Genomic DNA, 22,249 nt, shown 5'->3' with positions numbered 1-22,249 from the left:
CAACCCGATGCGGCGGATGAGACGATGCGCCGCGATCGAGAGGCCGCTTGTTCATGGGTCAGTGCTCCGGCCTCTCTTCAAGTCGTGCTTATACGGACGCGCCTGGCCGAAGTGCCAGGGGCAGTGATCGGCAAAATCAGCAAACACGTAAGAAATTGTCGATAACGTATTCTAACCATTCGCGTGGGGCCGTCCTGGCCTCCGCCAATCTTCACATCCTGTTCGGCCGGTAGCCCGATCAAGATGTGCAAGTTCTCCGATAGCTGGTTACGGCCTGATTCACCTGATGATACATTCACGAGGCGTGATCGAGTCCCGCAGGTTCGAACACGGGCCCAACATTTTTTCGTTCGTTCGCTGCCGTATTCAAGACGGCACTGAGGCACGCGAAATCCATCCGATGCCGAGAGGCAGCTGCGCGCGTCAGAATCTCATCCGTCGTCTCGACTGGGGCCCAGCTGAAGTTTCCCCACTCCCAGCCGTTGTTTATGTCGTATGCGACATTCGGTTTGAGTATAAGGTAAGGTCAATCAAGATGCTCTGGCTATAGGCCTTGTCGATGACCGTGCCAGTGTTTACCTGGTTTGTAGCAAAAGTTAGCATCACCTTTTGTATTGGCGTCATTGCATTTAGCTGCTTGCCATAGAGTGGCAAAGCGCAAAGGGGTTCGCATTTCCATTCACCAATTCGGAAACGCCGCATGTTACTGGTGTGACAGTCAGTTCTCGATTGAGATCACCCCCGCTTCACGGCCGACCACATTGCCGCTGCCTTGGGCCGTTTCGACTTCCAGCCTTTGGCCGATATCAATGCCGTAAGAGCTGACGCCCTTAATTTGGCCGGTAGGGCGCGCAATCGGGCCGCCAAGCAGTTTGGAGTGGCGATCAGCACGGCGATCGGCTGGATGAAACGGGTCGATGAGACCGGCAGCGTTGCTCGGGGCCAGATGGGTTGGAAAACCATTACCTTTCTGGCGGCCCTGCGCCATGACCGGATCGATGCGCCATGGTTCATCGAGGGACCAATCATGGCGTGAGCTTCCGGATCTATGTGGAGAAGGTTCTCCTGCCGACCCTTCGGCCCGGCGACATCGTCGTCCCGGACAATCTCGGCAGCCACAAAAGCAAAGCCGTACGCCAGCTCATCCGCTTCGCCGGAGCAAAGCTCTTCTTCCTGCCAAAATACTCACCCGACCTGAACCCCATCGAACAAGTCTTTGCCAAACTCAAGCATCTGCTCCGCAAGGCAGCCGCACGAACTGTCGATGCGGTCTGCGCCGCCATCAGCGAACTCCTTTATGCATTTACACCCGAAGAATGCGCCAACTACCTCAAAAACTCAGGCTATCGAAGCTAGTCCCATCACGCTTTAAGGGCGAGCCTCCCAGGAGGCTAGCGCCCAATGCTCTGTGCCTCGATCATATCCGTTCTCAGCTCAACCCGCTATCCCGATCGCTCTTGAGGACCGTGCCGGAGCGCTCGTCTGAGCTCGCCGAACTGGTTGAACATGACGATGAGAGCGATTATTCCGGCGCCAAGCTCTGCGAGCGCTTGACTGGCTAACAGTCCGTTAAAACCCGCTACCAGCGGGAATAACAGTACGGCCGGTATGAAGAGATACCCCTGCCTGGCCAAGGACACAATTGCACTGAGGCGCGCTCTCCCAAATGACTGAAGCATTGCCGTCACGAAACTCTGCACCCCAAACAGTCCAAAGAAGAGATGGAACACGATGCAGGTCGAGACGGCAATTTCGGTGACGTACTCGTTATCGCTAAATAGGCTCACCAAAGGCCTCGCAAAAATCACAACGGCCGCAGAATACAGCACCGAGAATGCGATCGTCACGAAGAGCATGAACTTCGCAGCTCTCAATATATGAGCATAGTCGCGTGCGCCCCAACCGAAACCCAGGATAGCTTGAGCGCCAATACAGAACCCGGTGATAGGCAGTGCGCCGACCATCAAGATACGCACAGCTATTCCAACCGCGGCGATGGAATCGTCGCCGAACGGCGCAGCAGCTCCGTACAAGAGCATAACGGCAAGAGCAGATAAGATACTCGTCATTGTCGCCGGCGCGCCTACCAACGCGAGCTGTCTGATGCGATCTGCTCGCAATGATATGTGAGATATCCTGACGAGAACCGTCCCGCCAAGCTTCGTAAAATACACGATATACAGTCCGACAGCAGAGATCTGAGACACCAGCGTTGCGAGGGCTGCGCCTCGCACGCCAAGGTCAAGTGAAAATATGAAGACGGGATCAAGCACAGCGTTCAGGATAAACGCGGTCATCATCACCCACATGCTAAATCGTGTATAGCCTTCGGCTCTTACAATGAACCCGCTGACGGTATTTAGTAGCATCGGGGTGTACCCCAACAAAACCGTTCCCGCGTAGTCGAGCGCCACGGGCATGATGGTTGGGGTTGCTCCGAGCGTTGCAAATATCCCTGGCAGATTTGGAAGCAGAGTGAGGGTGACTATGATACCGATCGGAGCGGCGAGCGCGAGTGCCGTGCTTGCGCCTCGACTCGCTTCTAGGTACTCACGAGCGCCCAGATGACGAGATATGAACGACGCTGCTCCAACACCGATCCCCTGTCCGGCTGCGGCGAGCAGGACCACGATCGGCAAGGTCATGCTAACAGCTGCGATCGCCTGCGCGCCTAGGGCGCCAACAAAGATCGCATTGACGACCTGCTGCAGCGCATGGATCGATAATCCAACAACAGACGGAATGGCGAGCCGCAGGATAAGACTCAAGAGATTCTGGTCCGATAGATCGACGTGCTGTTTTTTCTTCGGCATCACATTGCGCTTGCTGTCGAGGGCGAATTCTGTATTCGGTCCATTCACGGACGAGTGAACTTTTCCAAGTTCGACGATGGCGTACTCAGCGCAATCCTCTCTGGATCTGCTCTGGCACGCCGTGATCGCCTGGATAGGTTGACGTTTTCAAAGCTGATTTTTGCCTGGGCATACGCCTCCCATCAGTTGTAGCGAATACTGACTGAGGTGTTTGAGGGTAGCCCCCAGGTTCTGCTAGTCATATTGTGCCGTTCCGCCCTTTGGTTGAGCATCGTGCCGGTTGCGTTCACTTCTCGGGATGATGATCGGCGGGGAAACGCGGCCAGACCCTAGAGCCTCAAGTTGGTTTTGGCATCTACCGGATCTTGTAGTAGACGCTCCATCATCTGCATGGCACAAGCAATGAACGTGCTCAGAACCACTGTGGTGGTTCGATGATGTCCTGCAATCTTTACAAGATATCGGGTTCCTCAGCGCGATCGAGACGAACGGCAGGCTGCCGGCCCCGGCCAGCGTGGTGACTGGATTTGCGTCAGTAAATCGCGCCGCGCTGGCCGTCACTCGCGGACACGAACTGAAAATTCGTGTGGCCGCAACCGGCAGCCTGCCAGACCGGTTCGATGAACGTGGCTTGGACAATTTCTGCTTCGATCGAAAGACCGCCCTGACGCCGTCGAGCGGCGGGCTATCTCGTACTGCCTGGCTCAGCCGAAATGGCGGCTCAGCGTGCCGTCCCACAAACACTCGGCATCACATGAAGATATCCCAAGCATTTAAGTTCGAGGCAGCGCACCGACTTCCAAACGTCCCGCAGACACATCGCTGTCATCGGGCGCATGGTCATTCCTATCGCGTCGAGGTCGTGCTGAAAGGGGCAGTCGATCCGCACACCGGATTCGTAATGGATTTCTTCAACATGGAGGAAGCGTTTGGCCTTCTTATAAAGAAGCTCGATCACCATTGCCTCAACGACGTCCCGGGACTGGAAAATCCGACGGCGGAAAATATCGCCATCTGGATCTGGGAGCACGCGAAACCGCGCCTCGCCCAACTCTCGAGCGTGAGGGTGTACGAGACGACGGATAGTTGGGCGGAATATGACGGGCCCGATCGCTGAATTCAGCGCTGATTTGGGACTGTGTCGATGCGGCGCGCCTGTCGTTCTTCGGCTCAGAAGCGGACTTGCTCGATCTGCGATTCGGCTCTTCATCCGCCACGCCCGCGGCCAGATTTCTCGCTCACAGAGGAGCCCTTGGATCCGACCGGAGCGCCCGGTTTGGCTATGAGGACACCCATCACGTGACCGCATTCGAAAAGCTTCCGGCCAAACGATTCGGAATCCCGCGTTGTGCTAACCGCGGAACGATCTGAGGGATTCGTCCTCAGGAGCGAATTCGATGCTGATTGTACCGGCGAGACGACCCGCCATCCCGGACGCTGCGGCTCGGCGACTTGGTGCTGCAGCAGGTCGGCGCTAGCCGCCAATGCGAGGAGCACGGGTGGATGCAAGATCGCGCAAGCCCGCATGTGCGCGAGCGTGCCATAGACATCGCCGTCAATATCCCCCGTTCGAACTTCGACGGGCGAAGCCTCAATTGAAGCTGGCGAGGTGCCGGACTCGAGCGTCCGCGCTGACTGGTCAGGGATGCATCCCTTGGCCGACTGGTTATTTCCACCCAACCAATAGCTGCGGACGTAAACCGGGCGAACAGCTGTCCACAGGAACCGATGCCTCGCCCCGCCGCATCCGATAGAGTGCAGTCAGGCCCGCACCGACCACGGGTTCATCCCGGGAACCTCCAATCCCCAAACCTTAGCCGAAATGGCGGCCGCGCTCGAGTAATCGCCGGACTATCGCGTCTTGGCCGGCTCGTTTCGCGCCCAAAATTGGCGGGGATTGAATTTCTTGGCAACTATCTAAGCCTGCAGCAAATCAGCGGTCTCTTTTCAGACAGCAATTGCAGCGCGGTCAGGAAGTGAATAATTCTCCACCAAGAACCAATTGAAAAATGGGTACGCCACCCATTCGGGGAACATGGATTCTGTCCCTGTCCCGGGCGACGTCAATCTTGCGAGTTATGCTGCCGTGATGTCCGGCAAATCACGTGGCGGTGGCCTGCTCGGTCAGGTAACAACAGCATCCGCCTGTCGGAGCAGAAACGGATCTGCGACGCGCTCTTCGCCGAACACATGACCCCCCCCAAGCTTCGCACCACCGGCTTGAAGCTCCGGACGCGCAAGGGACCGTGAAACCCTCCCAGGCATCCGTCGCTCACCACATCTGCACAATGAAGCGGCGGTATTTGGTCGCGATGTAGTCCTTCACCTCGGGCAAGCAGTAGATCGAGACGAAGCGCAGCAGCCGCGGATCATCCTTCCTGTCCGCCGCCATGAACTGCAGGCACCCAGTGCGATCAAGTTACCGCGGTCGGCGAGCAGCGCCGCTACGCTAGCGGCGCGATCGAGCAACCCGAGTTGATCGTTAGGATCATCGCTTGGCCAGGTGGGCATCGGATGCTCCGATGAAGGCGAGCTCGGCGGCGTTCTGGACGTGATCGGAACTCGCGTCGGCGCGGTGATCCGACGCGATCGCGACATAGAGCGCCGGCAGCACGAAAAGCGTGAACAGCGTGCCGATGGACATGCCCGCGACGACCACGAGCCCGATCGAGAAGCGGCTCGCGGCGCCAGCACCCGTTGCGGTCAACAAAGGTAAGAGGCCCGTGACCATCGCCGCGGTGGTCATCAAGATTGGGCGGAGGCGGACGCGCGCCGCCATCTCGATGGCCGAGCGGGAATCGAGTCTCTCCTTGAGCTGCAGCTGATTGGCGAACTGGACCATCAGAATACCGTGCTTGGATATCAGCCCAGCCAATGTCAACAGTCCGATTTGGGTGTAGATGTTCATCGTCGCCAAGCCAAAGAATAGCGGGATTAAGGCGCCGGCGATTGCCATGGGAACGCTGAACATGATGATGAGGGGATCGCGCAGACTTTCGAACTGCGCCGCGAGCACCAAGAAAATGACGATGAGTGCAAACGCAAAGGTGATGACTAGTTTGTTACCCTCCTGCACATATTGACGGGCGTCCCCGAGGAAGTCGTGGCTGAACTCTGCGGGCAGTTTCATTGCCTCGACGTCGAGGAAGTCCACAGCCTGACCGATCGTGACGCCGGGCATCGGTACGGCTTGGAAGGTCGCGGAGTTGAGCTGGTTGTAGTGGGTGAGTGCGTTCGGATTGGTCGCAGTCTCGATGGAGACCACGGTCGATAGCGGCAGCATCGAGCCCGCCGCTGTCTTGACATAATAGCTCCCAAGTGATTCCGGCGTCAGGCGTTTCTCGCGCGGCACCTGCGGGATCACTTCGTAGGAGCGGCCCTGCAGGTTGAAGCGATTGACGTAGTTTCCGCCAAGGAGGGTCGCGAGCGCGCTACCGACGTTCTGCATGGTGATGCCAAGGTCGCTCGCCTTGGATCGATCGACCTTGATTCGCACCCCCGGCTGGTTGAACACAAGGTCAGAGTCGCTGACCATGAACAGACCGCTCTTGCGCGCGGCATCCTTCAGCTCCGACATCTGCTCGTAGATGTACTGGAAACCGAGCGTCGACTTGATCACCATCTGCACTGGTAAGCCGCCCGAACCGCCCGGAAGCGGCGGCAAGCTAAAGGCAAATGCGTTGATGCCTTCCAGTTTGGACAGCTCGGCCTGGACCAGCGATTTCAGCGCGATCGATGAGCGCTTGCGCTCGGCCCAGGGCTTAAGCAACATCCCGGCCATGCCGCCCTGCGGACCGCTGATGCCGTTGAGCACGAAGCGAAAATCCGTCTCGGGAAACTTCTGGAGTGCCTTGTCGAGCTTGGCGCCGTAATAATCCAGGTAATCAATATTGGCGTATTTCGGCGCTTTTGTCAGTGCGAATACGATGCCCTGATCCTCCTCGGGTGCGAGTTCCTTGGAAGTGTGCATATACAGAAAGGCGACGAGGCCCAGCATGGTCAGCGCAAACAGCCCGGTAATCGGGCGATAGTCGAGCGAGCGGTCGAGCTTGCGGCCGTACCAGCGCGTCATGGCGCTGAACACACGATTCACAAACTTTGCAAACCGCCCCTCTTCAGCGCTCTTCAGGAAGACCGCGCACATCATGGGCGACAGCGTCAACGCGATCACGCCCGACACGATCACCGAACCCGCCAGTGTAAACGCGAATTCGCGGAACAGCGCGCCGGTGAGGCCGCCGAGAAAGCCGATGGGCGCGTACACGGCGGCCAACGTAATCGTCATGGAGAGGACGGGGCCGACGATCTCGCCCGCGCCATTCGTAGCGGCCTGCGCGGGCGACGCACCTTCTTCCATATGGCGATGAACGTTCTCCACCACGATAATTGCGTCATCAACCACAAGACCGATCGCAAGCACCATCGCAAGGAGGGTCAGCAGATTGAATGAGAACCCCAGCGCCAGCATCATACTGCAGACGCCAATAATGGACAGCGGAATGGTGACGACCGGAATGATGACAGACCGCAGGGAGGCCAGGAACAGGAAGATCACCAACACCACGATCGCGACCGCCTCAAGGAGCGTCTTCTCCACCTCGTCTATCGATGATTGGATGAACTTGGTGGAGTCGTAGGCCACTTCCATCTTCAGCGATGGCGGCAGGCTGCGCTTCATTTCTGGAAGCAGTGCCCGAACGCCTCGCGCTATGTTCAGTGGATTACCTTCTGGGCTCGCCTGCACGGCGACGAAGATCGCGTGTTCGCCGTTCATCGCGACGCTGGCGTTTGTGCTCTGCGCCGCAAGCTCGACTGTCGCGATGTCCTCCATGCGCACAAAGCCGCCGTCGTTGGCTTTGACGATCATGCGCTTGAAGTCATCAACACTCCGCAGATCAGTGTTGACCGTGACGTCGGCGAGAGTGAAATAGCCCTTAGTCTGGCCGGCCGCAGCCTGGAAGTTGTTGGCCGCGATTGCAGCCGAAACATCAGCTGGCGACACGCCGTGGCCCGCCATTCTCGCGGGATCGAGCCATAACCGCATCGCAAAACTCTGGCCGCCGAGGATGTCTGCCGCTGCGACGCCGTCTACAGTTGACATAATCGGTTGCACCACGCGCGAGAGATAGTCGGAGATCGCGCTGGCCGTCAGTTCTTCGCTGGAGAAGGCGATATACATGACAGCTGTGGTCTGACCGGCAGATTTGGTGACGACCGGATCGTTCGATTCCTTAGGGATTAAATATTTGACCGAGTTGACCTTGGAGAGCACTTCAGTGAGCGCCTCGTTGGGCTCGAAATTGAGCTTGATATAGACCTGGATCGTCGAGGCACCGAGCACCGAGGAGGACGTAATGTAATCAACGCCTTCGGCCGAAGCGAGCGCTTGCTCAAGGGGCGTGGTGATGAACCCCTGGATCATGTCGGCGGAGGCGCCAGGATAAGAGGTTGTGATATTGACGACCGTGTTGGTCAGCTTAGGATACTGCCGGATTGGCAAAACGGTGGCCGCACCAATGCCGGTCAGCAGGATCAGGAGACTGACGACGATAGACAATATCGGACGTTTGATGAAGAGCTCGGTAAATGCCATCGCGATGCTCGCATTCAAGAGACTGACGGAAATTCGCCAGTAAGCCAGGCTACAGCAACAGTCATCAACGCGGCGACTGTGGCTAGGGGACCTTCTCAGGGTAGAGCCCCATGTTTCTCTTAAGCTAGCAACCGCCCCGGGGGATCCGGCTCGAACCAGTAGAGCTGAGCCTCTGGGCAAAGCCGCAGACAATGTAAAGAGTCAGCTCCGTCGTAGCAGCCGATGTCCAAGATCACTGGGTCCTGCTTCTGGAGGGAGCACACAATGTGCTGATGGACCTCCAACGCGGAAGTGGGCTGACGTATTTCCATTTAACCTCGTCCCACGCCTCAATGGCAGCAATGCCTTGCAGCACACTTATCAACTCAGCTTAGGATTTCGCGCCGCCCCACCCTTCGGACGATCCAGCTTCGACGCTGAAACTACAGACAAGCCGACGGGCAGCTCAACTCTACAGAGGTAAGCCGGGGATATAGAACGGGTTGCATAACCTATACCAACGTTTGTCGACGAGCGACGCCCGCATGAGCCGCGCGAGACTTGTGATGTTGCTCGAGAGCACAGGCGTTTCCCTTCGGTCTTGTGCTTCACGATGAACCGGCCATCTTGGGTCCGCCCGCAAAGTAAGTGAACCCCAGGAAGGCGAAGGTCTCGGCCACCGCTCGCTGCGCGGCTGACGCGGGACGGCCGCGAACCGCGCCCAACTCGATCAACCGGGTTTTGTCCGCATGGAGCGCCGGCCAGTCGCGCCTTGAGGGCCAAGAGCATTTCCTGGGCATCTGCCTTGCTCTCGAAGCCGATGACGAAGTCGTGCGCAAAGCGCACGGTCACAACGCGACCGCGTGCATGGCGACCGCTCCAGTGGTCGACCCAGCGATCGAGGAGGTAATGCAGGAAGATGTTGGAAAGGAGCGGACTGATCCTGCCCTTTGCGGCGTGTGTCCTGCTTCTCGCCGCTCTCACGAACGCTAGCTCGCAGCCGCATCTCGATGAGCTGCAGGATACGAGGATCGGCAATCCTGTGCGCCACCATCCGCAGCAGCCACTCGTGGTCGACCGAATCGAAGACACTGGATATGTCATGATAGCCGGATCCAGGGCATCAAGCTCCATCTGAGGATCCCGCCCCGGCCGGAGGCCGTAGGAGAACCCGAGGAATTCGGGCTCATAGGCGGCGCTCAACACCTCGGCCACCGCGCTTTGGACGATCTTGTCCTCTAGCGGCCGGCACACCGAGAGGCCGCCTACCCCCGTCGGCTTGGGGATGTAGACGCGCCGCACCGGCTGTAGCCGGTAGGGACAGTGTGGACCCGTGCGCAGAGATCGCGGATAGGTCCGTGAGCCCCTCTTCGTACTTTGCCTCCCTTATCGCATCGACCTCCGCGCCGGCCTGCGGGCTTTTGTCGTCGAAACGCCCGAAGCAGAGCGTCTTTCTCGATGTGGTGCAGCAAGGCTGTGAACCGGTTTGGACATATGGTCGGCATGTTCCCCAACGAGGAGGCCATGGTTCGCCTCATTGGAGCGGTCCTGCTCGAACAGAACGACAATGGGCCGTCCAGCGCGCCCGTTACATGACGCTAGAAACCATCGCGCCTTTGAGCGATGATTCGAGCGTCAGCCTTCCGGCCGCCAGCTGACCGGCCCGGCCCTCTTGCCGGCGAACCGGTTGCCCGAGCGCCAGTTACAGCATGCTGAGGAACACGAGTATTTCTGACAGTGCTTTTCGCGCCCTACTGCGGAGCTCACGAAGACGCGATTGCTGGCTCTTGGAGCCTCGACGCAAGAGCGATCGAACAAGCGGAATAAGAAAAGACCCAATCATCGAAGGGTCCTTGGGGTCGGACCACCGCGTCTGGGCTGAACGTTACAGTTCGCCGGGGCTCTGCGGCAGCCACTACAATCTGTGGGGAACCGAGGACGGCTCCTACGCACCGGGCACCCGCACCCGCACCCGCACCCGATAACAAACTTACGCCGCCGACAGTATTTTTACTCCGCTTTGCTTAGCATTTCTGCTCTGGACTACGCGCCTCATCGCCAGGAATGCCCTCACGCACGCTGCGGCACTTGACGAATTTCATTTTCATTCGACGCTGCCGAAGCCAGCATGAGGACGCGTTGCGAGTAATCGCTGCGGCTTGGCCGTAGCGCAGCGCGGAAATTTACGCTAGCTTCCGCTCGCGAGTTTGCAAATGCCTACCCGCATTCGATCTTTCCGAAGACAACGAGCGACCATTCGACCGCTTGCCCCCTCCCATCCTCAGAGCTGGGATAATCCGGACAATGAGGAAATCTGGTTTGAGTTGGCGCGCGCCATCGGACGTCAGATCGCACGGGATGAAAATCATGGCTCGGGGCAGCCGATAGAGGACCGGCATGACGACACCGTCATCGAAGAAAACGGCCGTAATATACGCGCGCTATTCGAGCGACATGCAAAAGGCGAGCTCGATTGACGGTCAGCTGTTACTCTGCCGCAAGGTCGCATTGCGCAACAACCTCGATGTCGTCGGCGAGTTTGTGGATGCCGCAAAATCTGGTCTTACCGAAGGTGCGCGGGACGGCTATCAGCGCTTGCTCAACGGTGTGCGAAGCCGGCAGTTTGACGTAGTCGTCGTTGAGCATTTCGACCGCTTGTCGCGCGATCCCGCAACCATCCAGCGTCTCAAGCAGGTTTTCGAGTTCAACGGCGTTGAGCTGATGGATCAGAAAGGAGTCTACGCGACCGCCACTGACATTAGCATCGCAAGCCTGTACAACACGATTTACAAGCCGCAGCTCGCCGAAAAGGTTCGGCGCGGCCATGACAACGCTGTTGCGAACGGAAGAATTCCGGGCTCATACGCCTATGGTTATCGGCCAAGGCCGGGCGCGCCCGGCGAGCGCGTAATCGATGAGAACGAAGCAAAGATTGTGCTCCGCATCTTCAAAGAATATGCAGCGGGCCGCTCGACCCGAACTATCGCCGCTGACCTCACCCGCGAAGGCGTGCCCTCACCAGGGGCAACTCGTCACAAGAACAAGGCGGGTCGCACCACCTGGAACCATCAGTGCATCACAGGCGGTCGGCATGGTCGCGGCATTATCGGCAACGAACTATACATCGGCGAGATACATTGGAACGTTCGCTCGACAATTCTTAACCCAGAGACGCAGAAGAAACAGAAGCGCCGCAATCCGGCAGAACGCCACATTATCGTCAAAAAGCCAGAGCTGCGGATCGTTCCGCAAGGGCTCTGGGATCTAGCGCAGAAGGTTCGTAGGGTGCGCGCGGTGTCTATGTTCGGACCGACTGGCCAGCCGCGGCGTCGCGCCGTGAGTCCGCGCAACAATGAGCACCCGCTTGCCGGTGTGCTCCGGTGTGGCGTCTGCAATGGCCATATGCGAATCGCTCAATCCTCGCGTAACGGTGCGCCGCGCGCGGCATGCGCGAGCGCGCATCAGCGGGGCACCTGCGAGCACACCCGTAGCTTTGATATGGACGTTCTGCTCGAGGATGCCTCCGAAAAAATCCAGGTGAAATTGCTTTCGCCGAAAGCCATTGAAGAGGCGATGCGTACTTGGAAGGAGGAGCGCAAAAACGATCGGAACAATGGTAGCGAACACAATAAGCTAGAGCGTCGACGCCGCGTATTGACTACCGAGATCGAACGCCTCTCTTATGCCATCGCAAATAGCCGCCGCAAGCCGGACGAATTGCTCAAGCGGATCGATGAGTGCGACCTGGAGCGGGAAAGCGTTGAAGAGCGCTTGCGGCTGCTGGGCGGTGGCGGCGAAAATATAGTTGGCTTCGATCGCCCGAAATTCAGTGACCGATACTCCTCGGAGGTTAGAAGGCTTATCACCGCGCTCAAAACCAATCCGAAGGCGATCGAAACTCGCATTGCCTTCCGCAACTTGATTGAATGCATAGTAGTGCATCCGGTTCGCAAGCGGATGCCCTACGAATATACGCCCTACCTGAACAGCTCCGCGCTTTGCGGAAAGAACCTTTTTCCCGAAAACCGCAGCAAGGAGCGAGAGATCAGCACGTTTGCATACTACGACAATGGCAAGTCAGGGAAATCCGTGTCCTCGTAATAGACGCGGACCTGCATATGGTGGCGGCCGTCGCGGATCTCGCCGTCGAGATGAGCTGTCACGTCGCGAGCCTCTTCGCTTTTCGGTAACCAGCCCGTTTTGCGCAAAAACGGCCGGCTGCGCAAGCGCGGCTAGACCACCGCCGGCCCACGCCCCAGCGTCACCTCGACGATCTCCGGCGGCACGCCGACGCGGAGCGGCATGATGCTGCAACCGAGGCCGCCGGAGATGATGACGTCGCATTTGAGCCGGACATGGCCATAGGCGAGCCGGAGGCCGTGCTGTGGCGGAACCGCCGGCGACCAACCGAGCAGGCGGACCTGGCCGCCATGAGTGTGGCCGGACAGTTGCAGCGCGATGCGGGCGGGCACGCGCGGCGCGATATTGGGCTCATGCGCGAGCAGGATGATCGGCGCGTCGTCGGTGACCTTGGCAAGCGTCGCGTCGAGATCGTCGGCGCCGAAGCGTCCCGTGCTCCGGAAGCGTCGCGCCGGCAGAAAGGCGAGTTGATCGCCAAGGCCGGCGAGCCAGAATGCACGGCCATCCTTGGCGAGCCGCACGACGTCGTTCTCGTAGACGGGAATGCCGGCCGTCTCCAGCGCGCGATGCGCGACCGTCGGCCCGTGTCCAGCCTGCTGGACGATCCTGTCCGCCCAATAGTCATGGTTGCCCATGACGGCATGGACGCCGAGCGGCGCTTTCAGGCCGGCCAGCACCTTGGCCCATTCGCTCGCCGGAATGATGCGCGTGACCTGGTGCAGACCGGCAACATAGTCGCCGAGCAGCACGATGATATCCGCATTCAGCGCATTGGTGCGATCGACGATGGCTTCGATCCGCTCCAGCGACATCCAGGGATCGCAGGCATGGATGTCGGCGATCACGGCGATCTTCAGCGGGAAATCCGCCGGCCATTGCCGCGGGGTTGGATGATAGCGGGTGACGCGAAGCCGCAGCACCGGCTCGACGCCGACGCCATAGGCCGCGGTCGATGCGCCGAGGGCGGACAGTCCGCCGATGGAACGGATGAGGTGACGGCGCGTGATCATGGCAGCCTGATCGTGATGCAGCTTGTTGATGCGACCCTATTGAAGCGGAAATGGGGTGCTTTTGTGCAGACCCTCTGCACGAAATCACCGGAAATTCATGACGGCCCGACCGTCCGTACTTGCGCAGATCAGTCGTCGCTCTCGTCGGTGCCGAACAGGCCGAACTGTGCCGCCGTATCGCGCGATGGCTCGCTGATGCCGAGATGGCGAAAGGCGTGCGAGGTGAGCAGGCGGCCGCGCGGAGTGCGCTGCAGATAGCCGCACTGGATCAGATAGGGCTCGATGATGTCTTCGATCGCATCGCGCGGCTCCGACAGAGCGGCGGCCATCGTCTCGACGCCGACCGGGCCGCCGCCATAGTTCTGCGCGATGGTCGTGAGGTAACGGCGGTCCATCGCGTCGAGGCCGGCGGCATCGACCTCGAGCGCGCTCAGCGCGTGGTCGGCAATCTTGCGATCGATCCTGTCGGCATCGGCCGCCGAAGCAAAATCGCGCACGCGGCGCAGCAGCCGGCCGGCGATACGCGGCGTGCCACGCGCGCGTCGCGCGATCTCGTTGGCGCCATCCGCGCTCATGCCGACGTTGAGCACGCGGGCACCACGGGTGACAATGCTTTCCAGCTCCTCGATGGTGTAGAAATTCAACCGGACCGGAATGCCGAAGCGGTCGCGCAAGGGATTGGTGAGCAGGCCGGCGCGGGTAGTGGCGCCGACGAGGGTGAATTTCGACAGCTCGATCTTCACCGAGCGCGCCGCCGGACCCTCGCCGATGATGAGGTCGAGCTGGAAATCCTCCATCGCGGGATAGAGCACTTCTTCCACCGCCGGGCTCAGGCGATGGATCTCGTCGATGAACAGCACATCGCGCTCTTCGAGATTGGTGAGCAGCGCGGCGAGATCGCCGGCCTTGGCGATCACCGGGCCTGATGTCGCGCGAAAGCCAACGCCGAGTTCCTTGGCCACGATCTGCGCCAGCGTGGTCTTGCCGAGGCCGGGGGGACCGACGAACAGCACGTGATCCAGCGCCTCGCCGCGCTTGCGCGCCGCCTCGATGAAGATGGACAGATTCTTGCGCGCCTGCTGCTGGCCGACGAAGTCGGACAGCGATTGCGGACGCAGCGCAGTGTCGCCGACATCGTCGCTGCGGCGCTCGGGCGTGACCATGCGGTTGGCCTTAGGATCGCTCACTTCGCGAGCTCCTTCAGGCCAAGGCGAATGAGCTGCGCGGTCTCCGCATTCTCACCCGCGCTGCGCGATGCAGATGCAATGGCCGCGGCAGCTTGCGGCTGGCCGTAGCCGAGATTGACCAGCGCGGAGATCGCGTCCGCCACGGGCCGTGGCGCGCGCTGGTCGTCGACGGCGCCGGCGAGGTGCACGACCGCCGGATCGACATTGGCAAAGGCCGGCGCCTTGTCCTTCAACTCGGTGACGATGCGCTCTGCGACTTTGGGGCCGACACCCGGCGTGCGCGCCACCGCAGCCTTGTCGCGCAACGCGATCGCGTTGGCGAGGTCGGACGGCCCAAGCGTGCCGAGCACGGCGAGCGCGACCTTGGCGCCGACGCCCTGCACGGTCTGAAGCAGGCGAAACCATTCGCGCTCCTGATCGCTGCGGAAGCCGAACAGCTTGATCTGATCCTCGCGAACATAGGTCTCGATCGACAGCACGGCGGCCTCGCCCGGCGAGGGCAGATGCTGCAGCGTGCGCGTCGAGCAATGCACCTGATAACCGACCCCGCCGACGTCGAGGATGACGAAATCCTCGCCGTAGGAATCGATCAGGCCCTTGAGCTTGCCGATCATAAGCCTGCCACCTTCAGCCGCAGCGCGGTGCTCTGGCGATGATGGGCATGGGTGATGGCGATGGCGAGCGCGTCGGCGGCGTCCGCGGACGGCGGATCGGCCTTCGGCAGCAAAATCTTGAGCATCATCGCGATCTGCTGCTTGTCGGCGTGGCCGGCGCCGACCACCGTCTTCTTCACCTGGTTCGGCGCGTATTCGGCAACACTGATGCCGAACATCGCAGGCGCGAGCATGGCGACGCCGCGGGCCTGGCCGAGCTTCAGCGTCGCGACGCCGTCCTTATTGACGAAAGTCTGCTCGACCGCGGCTTCCATCGGCTTGTGACTGGACAGGACGGCGGCGAGCCCCTCATGGATCGCGAGCAGCCGGCTCGCCAGCGGCAAATCGTCCGGCGGCTCCACCGAGCCGCAGGCGACGTAGATCAGGCGGTTGCCCTCGGCCTCGATCACGCCCCAGCCGGTGCGGCGCAGGCCAGGGTCGATGCCGATGATGCGAACGGGGCCACGAATCGGGAGCGTCGTCATGAGCCAGTGATAGCGGCTGGCCGCCGTGGGGGAAACAGAAACAGAACGGAAGTAACAGGGGAAGTGCCCCCCTACCCGCCCATCTTCGCCAGCAGCGCGTCCGACACCTCGAAATTGGCGTAGACGTGCTGGACGTCGTCGTGCTCGTTGAGCAGGTCCATCAGCTTGAGCAGCTTCTCGCCCGTCTCGTCGTCGACTGCGACCGTGTTCTGCGGCTTCCAGATCAGCGCGGCCTTGCGCGGCTCGCCGAACTTGGCCTCCAGCGCCTTGGCGACGTCGCGATAGCCTTCGGTCGAGGCGTAGATCTCGTGGCCGCCTTCGCTCGAGATCACGTCGTCGGCGCCGGCCTCGATCGCGGCATCCAGCACCGCATCGTCGGAGGCGATGCTGCGGTCGTATTCGACGATGCCGGTTCGGTCGAACATGAAGGAGACCGAGCCGGTTTCACCGAGATTGCCGCCGGACTTGGTGAAGAAGGAGCGGATGTCGGAAGCCGCGCGGTTGCGATTGTCGGTCAGCGCCTCGACGATGACGGCAACGCCGCCTGGGCCGTAACCCTCGTAGCGGATCTCGTCATAATTCTCGCTGTCGCTGCCGAGCGCCTTCTTGACGGCGCGCTCGATATTGTCCTTCGGCATGTTCTCCTGGCGCGCCGCGGTGATGGCGGCACGCAGGCGCGGGTTCATGTTGGGGTCGGGCGTCCCCAGCTTGGCCGCGACGGTGATTTCCCGTGCCAGCTTGCCGAACAGTTTCGACTTCTGGGCATCCTGCCGCCCCTTGCGGTGCATGATGTTCTTGAATTGGGAATGTCCGGCCATGCGTGATCTTCTCTAGGGACTCGTGCGCCAAGGTGAGCGTGGGAAGCGCGGCCTTATAGGCCGCCACCCCCTTGGAAAGAAAGAGGCTCTACGACTTTAAGGTAACACCGTACGGGCCCGTGCCTAGATGTCAGGCATCGTTAACCCTGATTTCATTCCAGCCTGCGAAAATAGCCTCCGACCGTCCCGCGACAAGAGAGACCTGATGGCATTCGGACTATTTCGGAAGCGTCTGCCGGACATGGCTGCACCTGCGGCTGCCCCGCAGGCTGCGCAGCCGGCGGCCCATTCCGAGCCTGCCGCGGCCGTCGAAAGCGATTCGGCCAAGGAAATCCTGGAACTGCTGGAACTCGAACTGGGCGCCATGATTCGCCAGCTCGAGCGCGCCGCCAATTCGGTGGCCGGCGGCGCCGAGGCGACCGCCACGACACTTGCCGCCATCCGCGACCGCACCGACGCCCTGACCGGCCGGACCAACGCCGCGCAATCGAATGCCTCCACCTTCGCCCATGCCGCCGACAAATTCACCCAGTCGGCGCTGGGCATCGGGGCGCAGGTTCGCGAGGCCGGCAAGCTCGCCGACGAGGCCAGCGCCGCGGCACAGGAAGCCCGCGCCAATGTCGATCGCTTGCGCGAATCCTCGGCCGCCATCGGCAACGTGGTCAATCTGATCGCACAGATCGCGCGGCAGACGACGCTGCTCGCGCTCAACTCGACCATCGAGGCCGCGCGCGCGGGCGCTGCGGGAAGAGGCTTTGCGGTCGTCGCCACCGAGGTCAAGGCACTCGCGGTGCAGACCCAGGGCGCGACGGAGGAAATCACCAAGAAGATCGACGCGCTGCAGCGCGACGCCGCCGGCTCCGCGGATGCGGTGCACCGCATCTCGCAGGCGATTGAGGCCATCCGCCCGGTGTTCGAGACCGTCAACGGCGCGGTCGCCGAACAGAACGCCACCACCAGCGAAGTCTCCGGCAACGCGACCAGCGCGTCGCAGTTCATCATCTCGGTCGGCGACAGCGCAGCCGAGATCGATGCTGCGACCAAGGCGGCCGAGAGCCACGGCGAGAGCGTCGCCAGCGCAGGCAAGGCCGTGACCGCCTTCGCACAGAAACTGAAATCGCGCTGCGCCGTGCTGCTCCGCCAGAGCGAGCACGATGACCGCCGCAAGACCGAGCGGCTGCCCTGCCATCTCAAGCTAAAAACCGCCCGCGGCGTGCTGCCGGTCTACGAGATAGCGATGGACGGCGTGCTGATCGGCGGCGCGGACGCGGGCCGCCTTGCATCGCAAGCCATGGTCGAAGGCACCCTCGAAGGCGTCGGCGCCTGCCGCCTGCGCGTGGTCGAGCAATCCAAGGCCGGTGCCCGCGCGCAATTCGTTAGTCCCAATGACGAGCTCCGCGAGAAGATCGAGGACAGGCTGTGGTCGATCCACGAGGAGAACACGGAGTTTGTCACCCGCGCCATGGAGGCGGGTAACGCGCTGACCGCGATCTTCGAGCAGGCGGTTGCCCGCGGCGAGGTGAAGATCGACGACCTCTTCGACACCGATTATGCCGAAATCGCCGGAACCAATCCGCAGCAGTACCGCACCAGATATCTGGACTGGGCCGACCGCGCGCTGCCGGCGTTCCAGGAAGCCTTTCTGGCGAAGGACCCGCGCATGGCATTCTGCGCCATGGTCGATCGCAACGGCTTCCTGCCGGTGCACAACAGGATCTATTCGCACCCGCAGCGGCCGGGTGATGCCGCCTGGAACACGGCCAACAGCCGCAACCGGCGGATGTTCAACGATCCGGCGGGGTTGGCTGCCGCGCGCAACCTGCGCTCGTATCTGGTGCAGAGCTATGCACGCGACATGGGCAACGGAAATACGGTGATGATGCGCGAGATCGACGTTCCGATCCGCGTGCAAGGCCGGCACTGGGGCGGATTCAGGACGGCCTACAAGCTCTAGTGCGCGCTCAGGCAAGACGCCAAAGCGCGAATCACCTCCTAAGATCGATATTGGAATGGGAATGCCGCGGAGAGCCGGCGAACGGCTCTGACTGGAGGACTCTCAAGACATGTCCGTCGTACAACTTGCAGTACTGGACACTGGCTCCAACCGAACGCTTGCCGAACGGCTGATCGATCAGCTCGCCGACCGCATCGGCGGACTCGGCGTGGAACTCGCTGACATCGCCGGCAACGTCCAGGAAGTCGCAAGCCGCGTCGCGAACCAGTCGGAACGTTTCCACCACCTCCAGGAAACTGCCGAAACGATGGTGTCGGCCAATCACGACATCGCCAATGCGTCACAGGCGGTGCAAACGACCACGTCAGCGGCGGTGGGCGAGATCGCGCAGTCGCGCGGCGCAGTCGATGCCGCGGTGAGCCACATCTCCGAGCTCGTTGCAGCGGTGGAGCGGATCGAGGCGCGCTTGAGCGCCGTCGGCTCCGCGCTGGCACAAGTGGCAAAAGTGTCCGGCTCGATCGAGGCGATCGCAAAGCAGACCAACCTGCTCGCGCTCAACGCCACCATCGAGGCGGCACGCGCCGGCAATGCCGGCCGCGGCTTCGCGGTGGTCGCAAGCGAGGTCAAGAACCTCGCGGAAGCCACCCGCCAGGCCACGCACCAGATCTCCGACACCGTGCGCGATCTCGACGGCCAGATCGAAGGTCTGATCGGCGAGAGCAGCGATGCCTCGCAGCGCGCGAAGACGGCCGGCGAAGGCGCCCAGCGGATCTCCGGCATCATCTCGCGGGTCCAGCAGGGCTTCGCCTCCGTGGAAGCCGAGATCGGCAGCGTCACGCGCGCGGCAACCTCCAATCTCGGACATTGCGACACCGTCATCAGCGAGCTCAACGAGCTCGCCAAGGGCGTCGACCTCTCCTCACGCGATCTCAAGAACGCCGATCAACGCGTGACCAAACTGCTCGACACGTCCGAAGGGCTGATTGCGCTGATCGCCGACAGCGGCGTCGAGACATCGGATGCGCCGCTGATCCGAATTGTCGTCGAGACCGCAAAGCGGATCTCGGACGAGTTCGAAGCCGCCATCGGCCGCGGCGAGATCACGCTCGACCAGTTCATGGACGAGAACTATCGGGAAATCCCCGGCACCGATCCCAAGCAGTACAACACCAACTATGTCGACTTCACAGACCGCGTGCTGCCCCCGATCCAGGACCCGATCCAGAAATCCGATCCCCGCATCGTGTTCTGCGTCGCCTGGGCCAAGGGCGGCTATCTGCCGACGCACAACCCGAACTACCGCCTGCCGCAGGGCAAGGACCCGGTCTGGAATAACGCCAATTGCCGCAACCGCCGCCTGTTCACCGATCGCGCGGTGCAGAAGGCCGCGGCCAACACCAAGCCGTTCCTGCTGCAGACCTATCGCCGCGACATGGGCGGCGGGCAGTTCGTGCTGATGAAGGACCTGTCCTCGCCGATCATGATCCGCGGCAAGCACTGGGGCGCCTTCCGGATGGGCTTTCGGCAGAGCTGAGGGTCGTCGCGACGCGCTTGCGGCGGGCGCATGGCCTCCCTGAATCAAAAACCTCGAAAACAACCCCATGCACAGTAGCCGGGGCGAGTAGAATCAACGGCTTAAGCGCCAGATGAATCCGTCGATCCAGGCGCCTCTGAAGCGCTTGCGCCGTCGGGCAAAACAGGCGTATACTGCTATTATTCCGAAATCTCCACCCCTCCTCCTCTCCCCTCGCGAGAGAAGCCGATTTCCATAGCCCCGCCCCGCTTTCCGTAGACGGCGCTGGCCGCGCGCTGTACGGCCTTCCGGGCCTACGCTTGGGCGGCCCGGTAGCTGTGCTTGGCAATGAACGGACTACTTCTTTTGCTCGGTGGTCGTCGTGGCGGCCGGGGTGCCGTCGCGAGCGTCCCGTCGCTCGTCGCGTCCCGTACGCCTCTCTTGGCGCCGCTCTGTGCGTCCCGTGCGGCGTTCCTGGCGGCGCTCTGTTCGCCCGCTGCGCCGCTCCTGGCGGCGTTCTGTGCCTGACTTCGGCGCGTCCGCTGGCGGCGTGGTAGGCGCGGCGGCTGGCGCAGTGGTTTGAGCAACAGCCTCTGAGGCCGCCAAAATTGAGGACGAAACCACAAGCCCAAACACCCCTGCGTATCCAAGGAAGGTTAGTGCGTTGCGACGACAGACCTGTTTCGGCTCCGAACGTTCATTCATGGTCAGGCTCCCGGTTGCTGCCCCTTAGAGCATGTCACCAGCGTCGGTGGCCTAGTTATTGATCTGGATCAACTTGGTTCGGTGCTTCGAGCCACGTTGGGATTTCGGCCGATGGGATCGACACTCTCGGAAAGTGAGGGATGACAGTCCCTGCACTGACGATCAGTCCGTCGTTGAATTTGGTTCGCGCAAAATCCTTGGCTGCTGCTTCGCTTTCAAACGTGTTGGTTAGCCGCGGATGTCGCCGTCTTGACAGTGTGCCATCCAGCGGCACTTCAAAAGTGACGTACCAAGTGTGTTTCATGCCTAAAGCCGCCCCGTCGGTACGGTGGCCTATCCCCGCCAGACAAAGCAAAGCCGCCACCGGGACGAGGCGATGGCGGCTTCTTCCTGGCTTGCGAAACCGGCCTTTACCGCCTGGCTCCGACACGATTGACGCCACCATTCGCATTGCCGCCGGCGTTATGACGGACTGCGGCGCGCGCCACCGGGCGGGGCCTGAGCACGACGCCTGCCCGAGCAACGCAACCCGCTGGGTAGGCAGTGTATTGGCAATACACGACCGCATTGGCTGGGCCTGGATTGAGCGTGAGACCTGCAAGGCCCAACAGGGCGCTGGCAGCAATCCCGGCAACAGTCGCTGACCTGATCGAAAGATGCTTGCTCGGATGCATGGCGGACCTCTCTCTTGGAACTTGCGCAACTGAGGCTCATCGCCCTTCTCAGGTGCGGCAGAACATAGCGTAGTCGCCGCAGTGGGCGGGTTCGATTGATCTACATCAAGCTCCTGCGCGGAGAGAGCCGCAATCTCGCGAGCGGGGCTTAAGGAATTCATGGAAGGGTTTCTGTCATGCTCCGCTTCATTCTTGCTTCTCTTGCCGCTTTCGTTTTGCTCACCGCCTGCTTGATCCCCGATGATGCCGAGGCTCGGCGCGGCGGAGGTGCCTATCGGGGTGGCGGCGGTTATCGCGGCGGTGCGGTCGCAGTTCGAGGACCGCGAGGCGGCGGCGCTGTTGCGGTGCGCGGCGCAGGCTACCGGGGCTACGGCTACCGGGGCGGCTATCGCGGCTACGGCTATCGGGGCTACGGTGTGGGAGCGGCAGCGGTAGGCGCGGCTGCCGTTGGCACTGCTGCGTACCGCCGCAGTTGCTACGATGCTTACGGAAACTATATTTGCGCCTATTAACCCGTCGACCGCGACTTCCATCGCCTCGCGCTCAAGTCCGCGCCTGATCGAGCGAATAGGCGTGAACGGCGAAGAGCGGGCTTCGGGCTTTAGCCGGGACCGGCTGATAGACGGTGAACGGCTTCGGGCTTCGCATGGCTTGCTCCTGTTGAAGCTCGGGCGAACCCCGAGCTTCAACTTTCAGCCACCGTTAGCGCGTGCAGTAAAACCAAG

At 61.2% G+C, this 22,249-nt stretch carries 15 protein-coding genes and 3 pseudogenes; 7 read left to right on the top strand and 11 right to left on the bottom strand.

Features of this window, described 5'->3' with window-relative positions:
• Positions 1 to 718: 718 nt before the first annotated feature.
• Positions 719 to 988: a hypothetical protein gene (locus tag AC0L23_RS04070; RefSeq protein WP_473356774.1), complete on the bottom strand. Its 270-nt coding sequence runs from the start codon at positions 986 to 988 to the stop codon at positions 719 to 721.
• Here AC0L23_RS04070 and AC0L23_RS04065 point away from each other — a divergent pair.
• A pseudogene (locus AC0L23_RS04065) lies at positions 953 to 1,356 on the top strand (IS630 family transposase); the annotation flags it as partial. The gene AC0L23_RS04070 and the pseudogene AC0L23_RS04065 overlap by 36 nt on opposite strands.
• Positions 1,357 to 1,442: 86 nt before the next feature.
• On the opposite strand, the gene AC0L23_RS04060 reads toward AC0L23_RS04065, so the two are convergent.
• Complete coding sequence (locus tag AC0L23_RS04060; protein ID WP_157234121.1) at positions 1,443 to 2,861, bottom strand: MATE family efflux transporter; 1,419 nt, start codon at positions 2,859 to 2,861, stop codon at positions 1,443 to 1,445.
• A 706-nt stretch (positions 2,862 to 3,567) separates the two neighbouring features.
• On the opposite strand from AC0L23_RS04060, the gene queD reads away from it, so the two are divergent.
• The gene (queD, locus tag AC0L23_RS04055; RefSeq protein WP_473356773.1) at positions 3,568 to 3,930 is read left to right on the top strand and encodes a 6-carboxytetrahydropterin synthase QueD; all 363 of its coding nucleotides are present in this window, start codon (positions 3,568 to 3,570) and stop codon (positions 3,928 to 3,930) included.
• Positions 3,931 to 5,301: 1,371 nt separating this feature from the next.
• On the opposite strand, the gene AC0L23_RS04050 is transcribed toward queD, so the two are convergent.
• Positions 5,302 to 8,406: an efflux RND transporter permease subunit gene (locus tag AC0L23_RS04050; RefSeq protein WP_473356769.1), complete on the bottom strand. Its 3,105-nt coding sequence runs from the start codon at positions 8,404 to 8,406 to the stop codon at positions 5,302 to 5,304.
• Positions 8,407 to 9,882: 1,476 nt separating this feature from the next.
• Here AC0L23_RS04050 and AC0L23_RS04045 point away from each other — a divergent pair.
• Positions 9,883 to 10,043 (top strand): annotated as a pseudogene (locus tag AC0L23_RS04045) (IS256 family transposase); the annotation flags it as partial.
• A gap of 739 nt (positions 10,044 to 10,782) precedes the next feature.
• Complete coding sequence (locus AC0L23_RS04040; protein ID WP_259217620.1) at positions 10,783 to 12,486, top strand: recombinase family protein; 1,704 nt, start codon at positions 10,783 to 10,785, stop codon at positions 12,484 to 12,486.
• On the opposite strand, the pseudogene AC0L23_RS04035 reads toward AC0L23_RS04040, so the two are convergent.
• From AC0L23_RS04035 to AC0L23_RS04010, 6 genes and pseudogenes are all read right to left on the bottom strand, one after another.
• A pseudogene (locus AC0L23_RS04035) lies at positions 12,468 to 12,548 on the bottom strand (acyl-CoA thioester hydrolase); the annotation flags it as partial. The gene AC0L23_RS04040 and the pseudogene AC0L23_RS04035 overlap by 19 nt on opposite strands.
• Positions 12,549 to 12,617: 69 nt before the next feature.
• Positions 12,618 to 13,535, bottom strand: a complete 918-nt coding sequence (locus AC0L23_RS04030; protein WP_085351778.1) for a metallophosphoesterase — start codon at positions 13,533 to 13,535, stop codon at positions 12,618 to 12,620.
• Positions 13,536 to 13,663: 128 nt separating this feature from the next.
• Entirely contained in the window at positions 13,664 to 14,698 is a 1,035-nt protein-coding gene (gene ruvB / locus AC0L23_RS04025; RefSeq protein WP_198957650.1) for a Holliday junction branch migration DNA helicase RuvB, read from the bottom strand.
• Between the two features lie 20 nt (positions 14,699 to 14,718).
• On the bottom strand, positions 14,719 to 15,336 hold the full coding sequence (ruvA, locus tag AC0L23_RS04020; protein ID WP_018454590.1) for a Holliday junction branch migration protein RuvA: 618 nt from the start codon (positions 15,334 to 15,336) through the stop codon (positions 14,719 to 14,721).
• Positions 15,333 to 15,860, bottom strand: coding sequence for a crossover junction endodeoxyribonuclease RuvC (gene ruvC / locus AC0L23_RS04015; RefSeq protein ID WP_018454591.1), 528 nt, complete (start codon positions 15,858 to 15,860; stop codon positions 15,333 to 15,335). The genes ruvA and ruvC overlap by 4 nt, the downstream gene beginning before the upstream one ends.
• Before the next feature lie 71 nt (positions 15,861 to 15,931).
• Positions 15,932 to 16,678 (bottom strand): YebC/PmpR family DNA-binding transcriptional regulator, encoded by a 747-nt coding sequence (locus AC0L23_RS04010; protein WP_085361596.1) that lies wholly within the window; start codon positions 16,676 to 16,678, stop codon positions 15,932 to 15,934.
• Between the two features lie 205 nt (positions 16,679 to 16,883).
• On the opposite strand from AC0L23_RS04010, the gene AC0L23_RS04005 reads away from it, so the two are divergent.
• Both AC0L23_RS04005 and AC0L23_RS04000 read left to right on the top strand, forming a co-directional pair.
• Entirely contained in the window at positions 16,884 to 18,632 is a 1,749-nt protein-coding gene (locus AC0L23_RS04005) for a methyl-accepting chemotaxis protein (RefSeq protein WP_085361597.1), read from the top strand.
• A gap of 109 nt (positions 18,633 to 18,741) precedes the next feature.
• Entirely contained in the window at positions 18,742 to 20,166 is a 1,425-nt protein-coding gene (locus tag AC0L23_RS04000; protein ID WP_085361598.1) for a methyl-accepting chemotaxis protein, read from the top strand.
• Between the two features lie 739 nt (positions 20,167 to 20,905).
• On the opposite strand, the gene AC0L23_RS03995 is transcribed toward AC0L23_RS04000, so the two are convergent.
• Complete coding sequence (locus tag AC0L23_RS03995) at positions 20,906 to 21,295, bottom strand: hypothetical protein (RefSeq protein ID WP_240543344.1); 390 nt, start codon at positions 21,293 to 21,295, stop codon at positions 20,906 to 20,908.
• Positions 21,261 to 21,524 (bottom strand): hypothetical protein, encoded by a 264-nt coding sequence (locus AC0L23_RS03990; RefSeq protein ID WP_083926371.1) that lies wholly within the window; start codon positions 21,522 to 21,524, stop codon positions 21,261 to 21,263. Before AC0L23_RS03990 ends, AC0L23_RS03995 begins: the two co-directional genes overlap by 35 nt.
• Positions 21,525 to 21,700: 176 nt before the next feature.
• On the opposite strand from AC0L23_RS03990, the gene AC0L23_RS03985 reads away from it, so the two are divergent.
• Positions 21,701 to 22,036 carry a hypothetical protein gene (locus AC0L23_RS03985; protein ID WP_083926372.1) on the top strand — a complete coding sequence of 112 codons (336 nt, stop codon included), beginning with the start codon at positions 21,701 to 21,703 and terminating at the stop codon, positions 22,034 to 22,036.
• Positions 22,037 to 22,249 lie beyond the last annotated feature (213 nt).

The sequence above is a fragment of the Bradyrhizobium sp. MI1.4 genome (genome assembly GCF_055811315.1).
This window is presented reverse-complemented; position numbering and strand designations above follow the sequence as displayed.

What these genes read in the sequence shown, in the direction of transcription:
- AC0L23_RS04005 (WP_085361597.1), top strand. Translation starts at nt 16,884, where the DNA reads ATGGCATTCGGACTATTTCGGAAGCGTCTGCCGGACATGGCTGCACCT.
- AC0L23_RS03990 (WP_083926371.1), bottom strand. Translation starts at nt 21,524, where the DNA reads ATGCATCCGAGCAAGCATCTTTCGATCAGGTCAGCGACTGTTGCCGGG.
- AC0L23_RS04030 (WP_085351778.1), bottom strand. Translation starts at nt 13,535, where the DNA reads ATGATCACGCGCCGTCACCTCATCCGTTCCATCGGCGGACTGTCCGCC.
- AC0L23_RS04070 (WP_473356774.1), bottom strand. Translation starts at nt 988, where the DNA reads ATGGCGCAGGGCCGCCAGAAAGGTAATGGTTTTCCAACCCATCTGGCC.
- AC0L23_RS04050 (WP_473356769.1), bottom strand. Translation starts at nt 8,406, where the DNA reads ATGGCATTTACCGAGCTCTTCATCAAACGTCCGATATTGTCTATCGTC.
- AC0L23_RS04040 (WP_259217620.1), top strand. Translation starts at nt 10,783, where the DNA reads ATGACGACACCGTCATCGAAGAAAACGGCCGTAATATACGCGCGCTAT.
- AC0L23_RS04010 (WP_085361596.1), bottom strand. Translation starts at nt 16,678, where the DNA reads ATGGCCGGACATTCCCAATTCAAGAACATCATGCACCGCAAGGGGCGG.
- ruvC (WP_018454591.1), bottom strand. Translation starts at nt 15,860, where the DNA reads ATGACGACGCTCCCGATTCGTGGCCCCGTTCGCATCATCGGCATCGAC.
- AC0L23_RS04000 (WP_085361598.1), top strand. Translation starts at nt 18,742, where the DNA reads ATGTCCGTCGTACAACTTGCAGTACTGGACACTGGCTCCAACCGAACG.
- AC0L23_RS03995 (WP_240543344.1), bottom strand. Translation starts at nt 21,295, where the DNA reads ATGGTGGCGTCAATCGTGTCGGAGCCAGGCGGTAAAGGCCGGTTTCGC.
- AC0L23_RS03985 (WP_083926372.1), top strand. Translation starts at nt 21,701, where the DNA reads ATGCTCCGCTTCATTCTTGCTTCTCTTGCCGCTTTCGTTTTGCTCACC.
- ruvB (WP_198957650.1), bottom strand. Translation starts at nt 14,698, where the DNA reads ATGGTCACGCCCGAGCGCCGCAGCGACGATGTCGGCGACACTGCGCTG.
- ruvA (WP_018454590.1), bottom strand. Translation starts at nt 15,336, where the DNA reads ATGATCGGCAAGCTCAAGGGCCTGATCGATTCCTACGGCGAGGATTTC.
- queD (WP_473356773.1), top strand. Translation starts at nt 3,568, where the DNA reads ATGAAGATATCCCAAGCATTTAAGTTCGAGGCAGCGCACCGACTTCCA.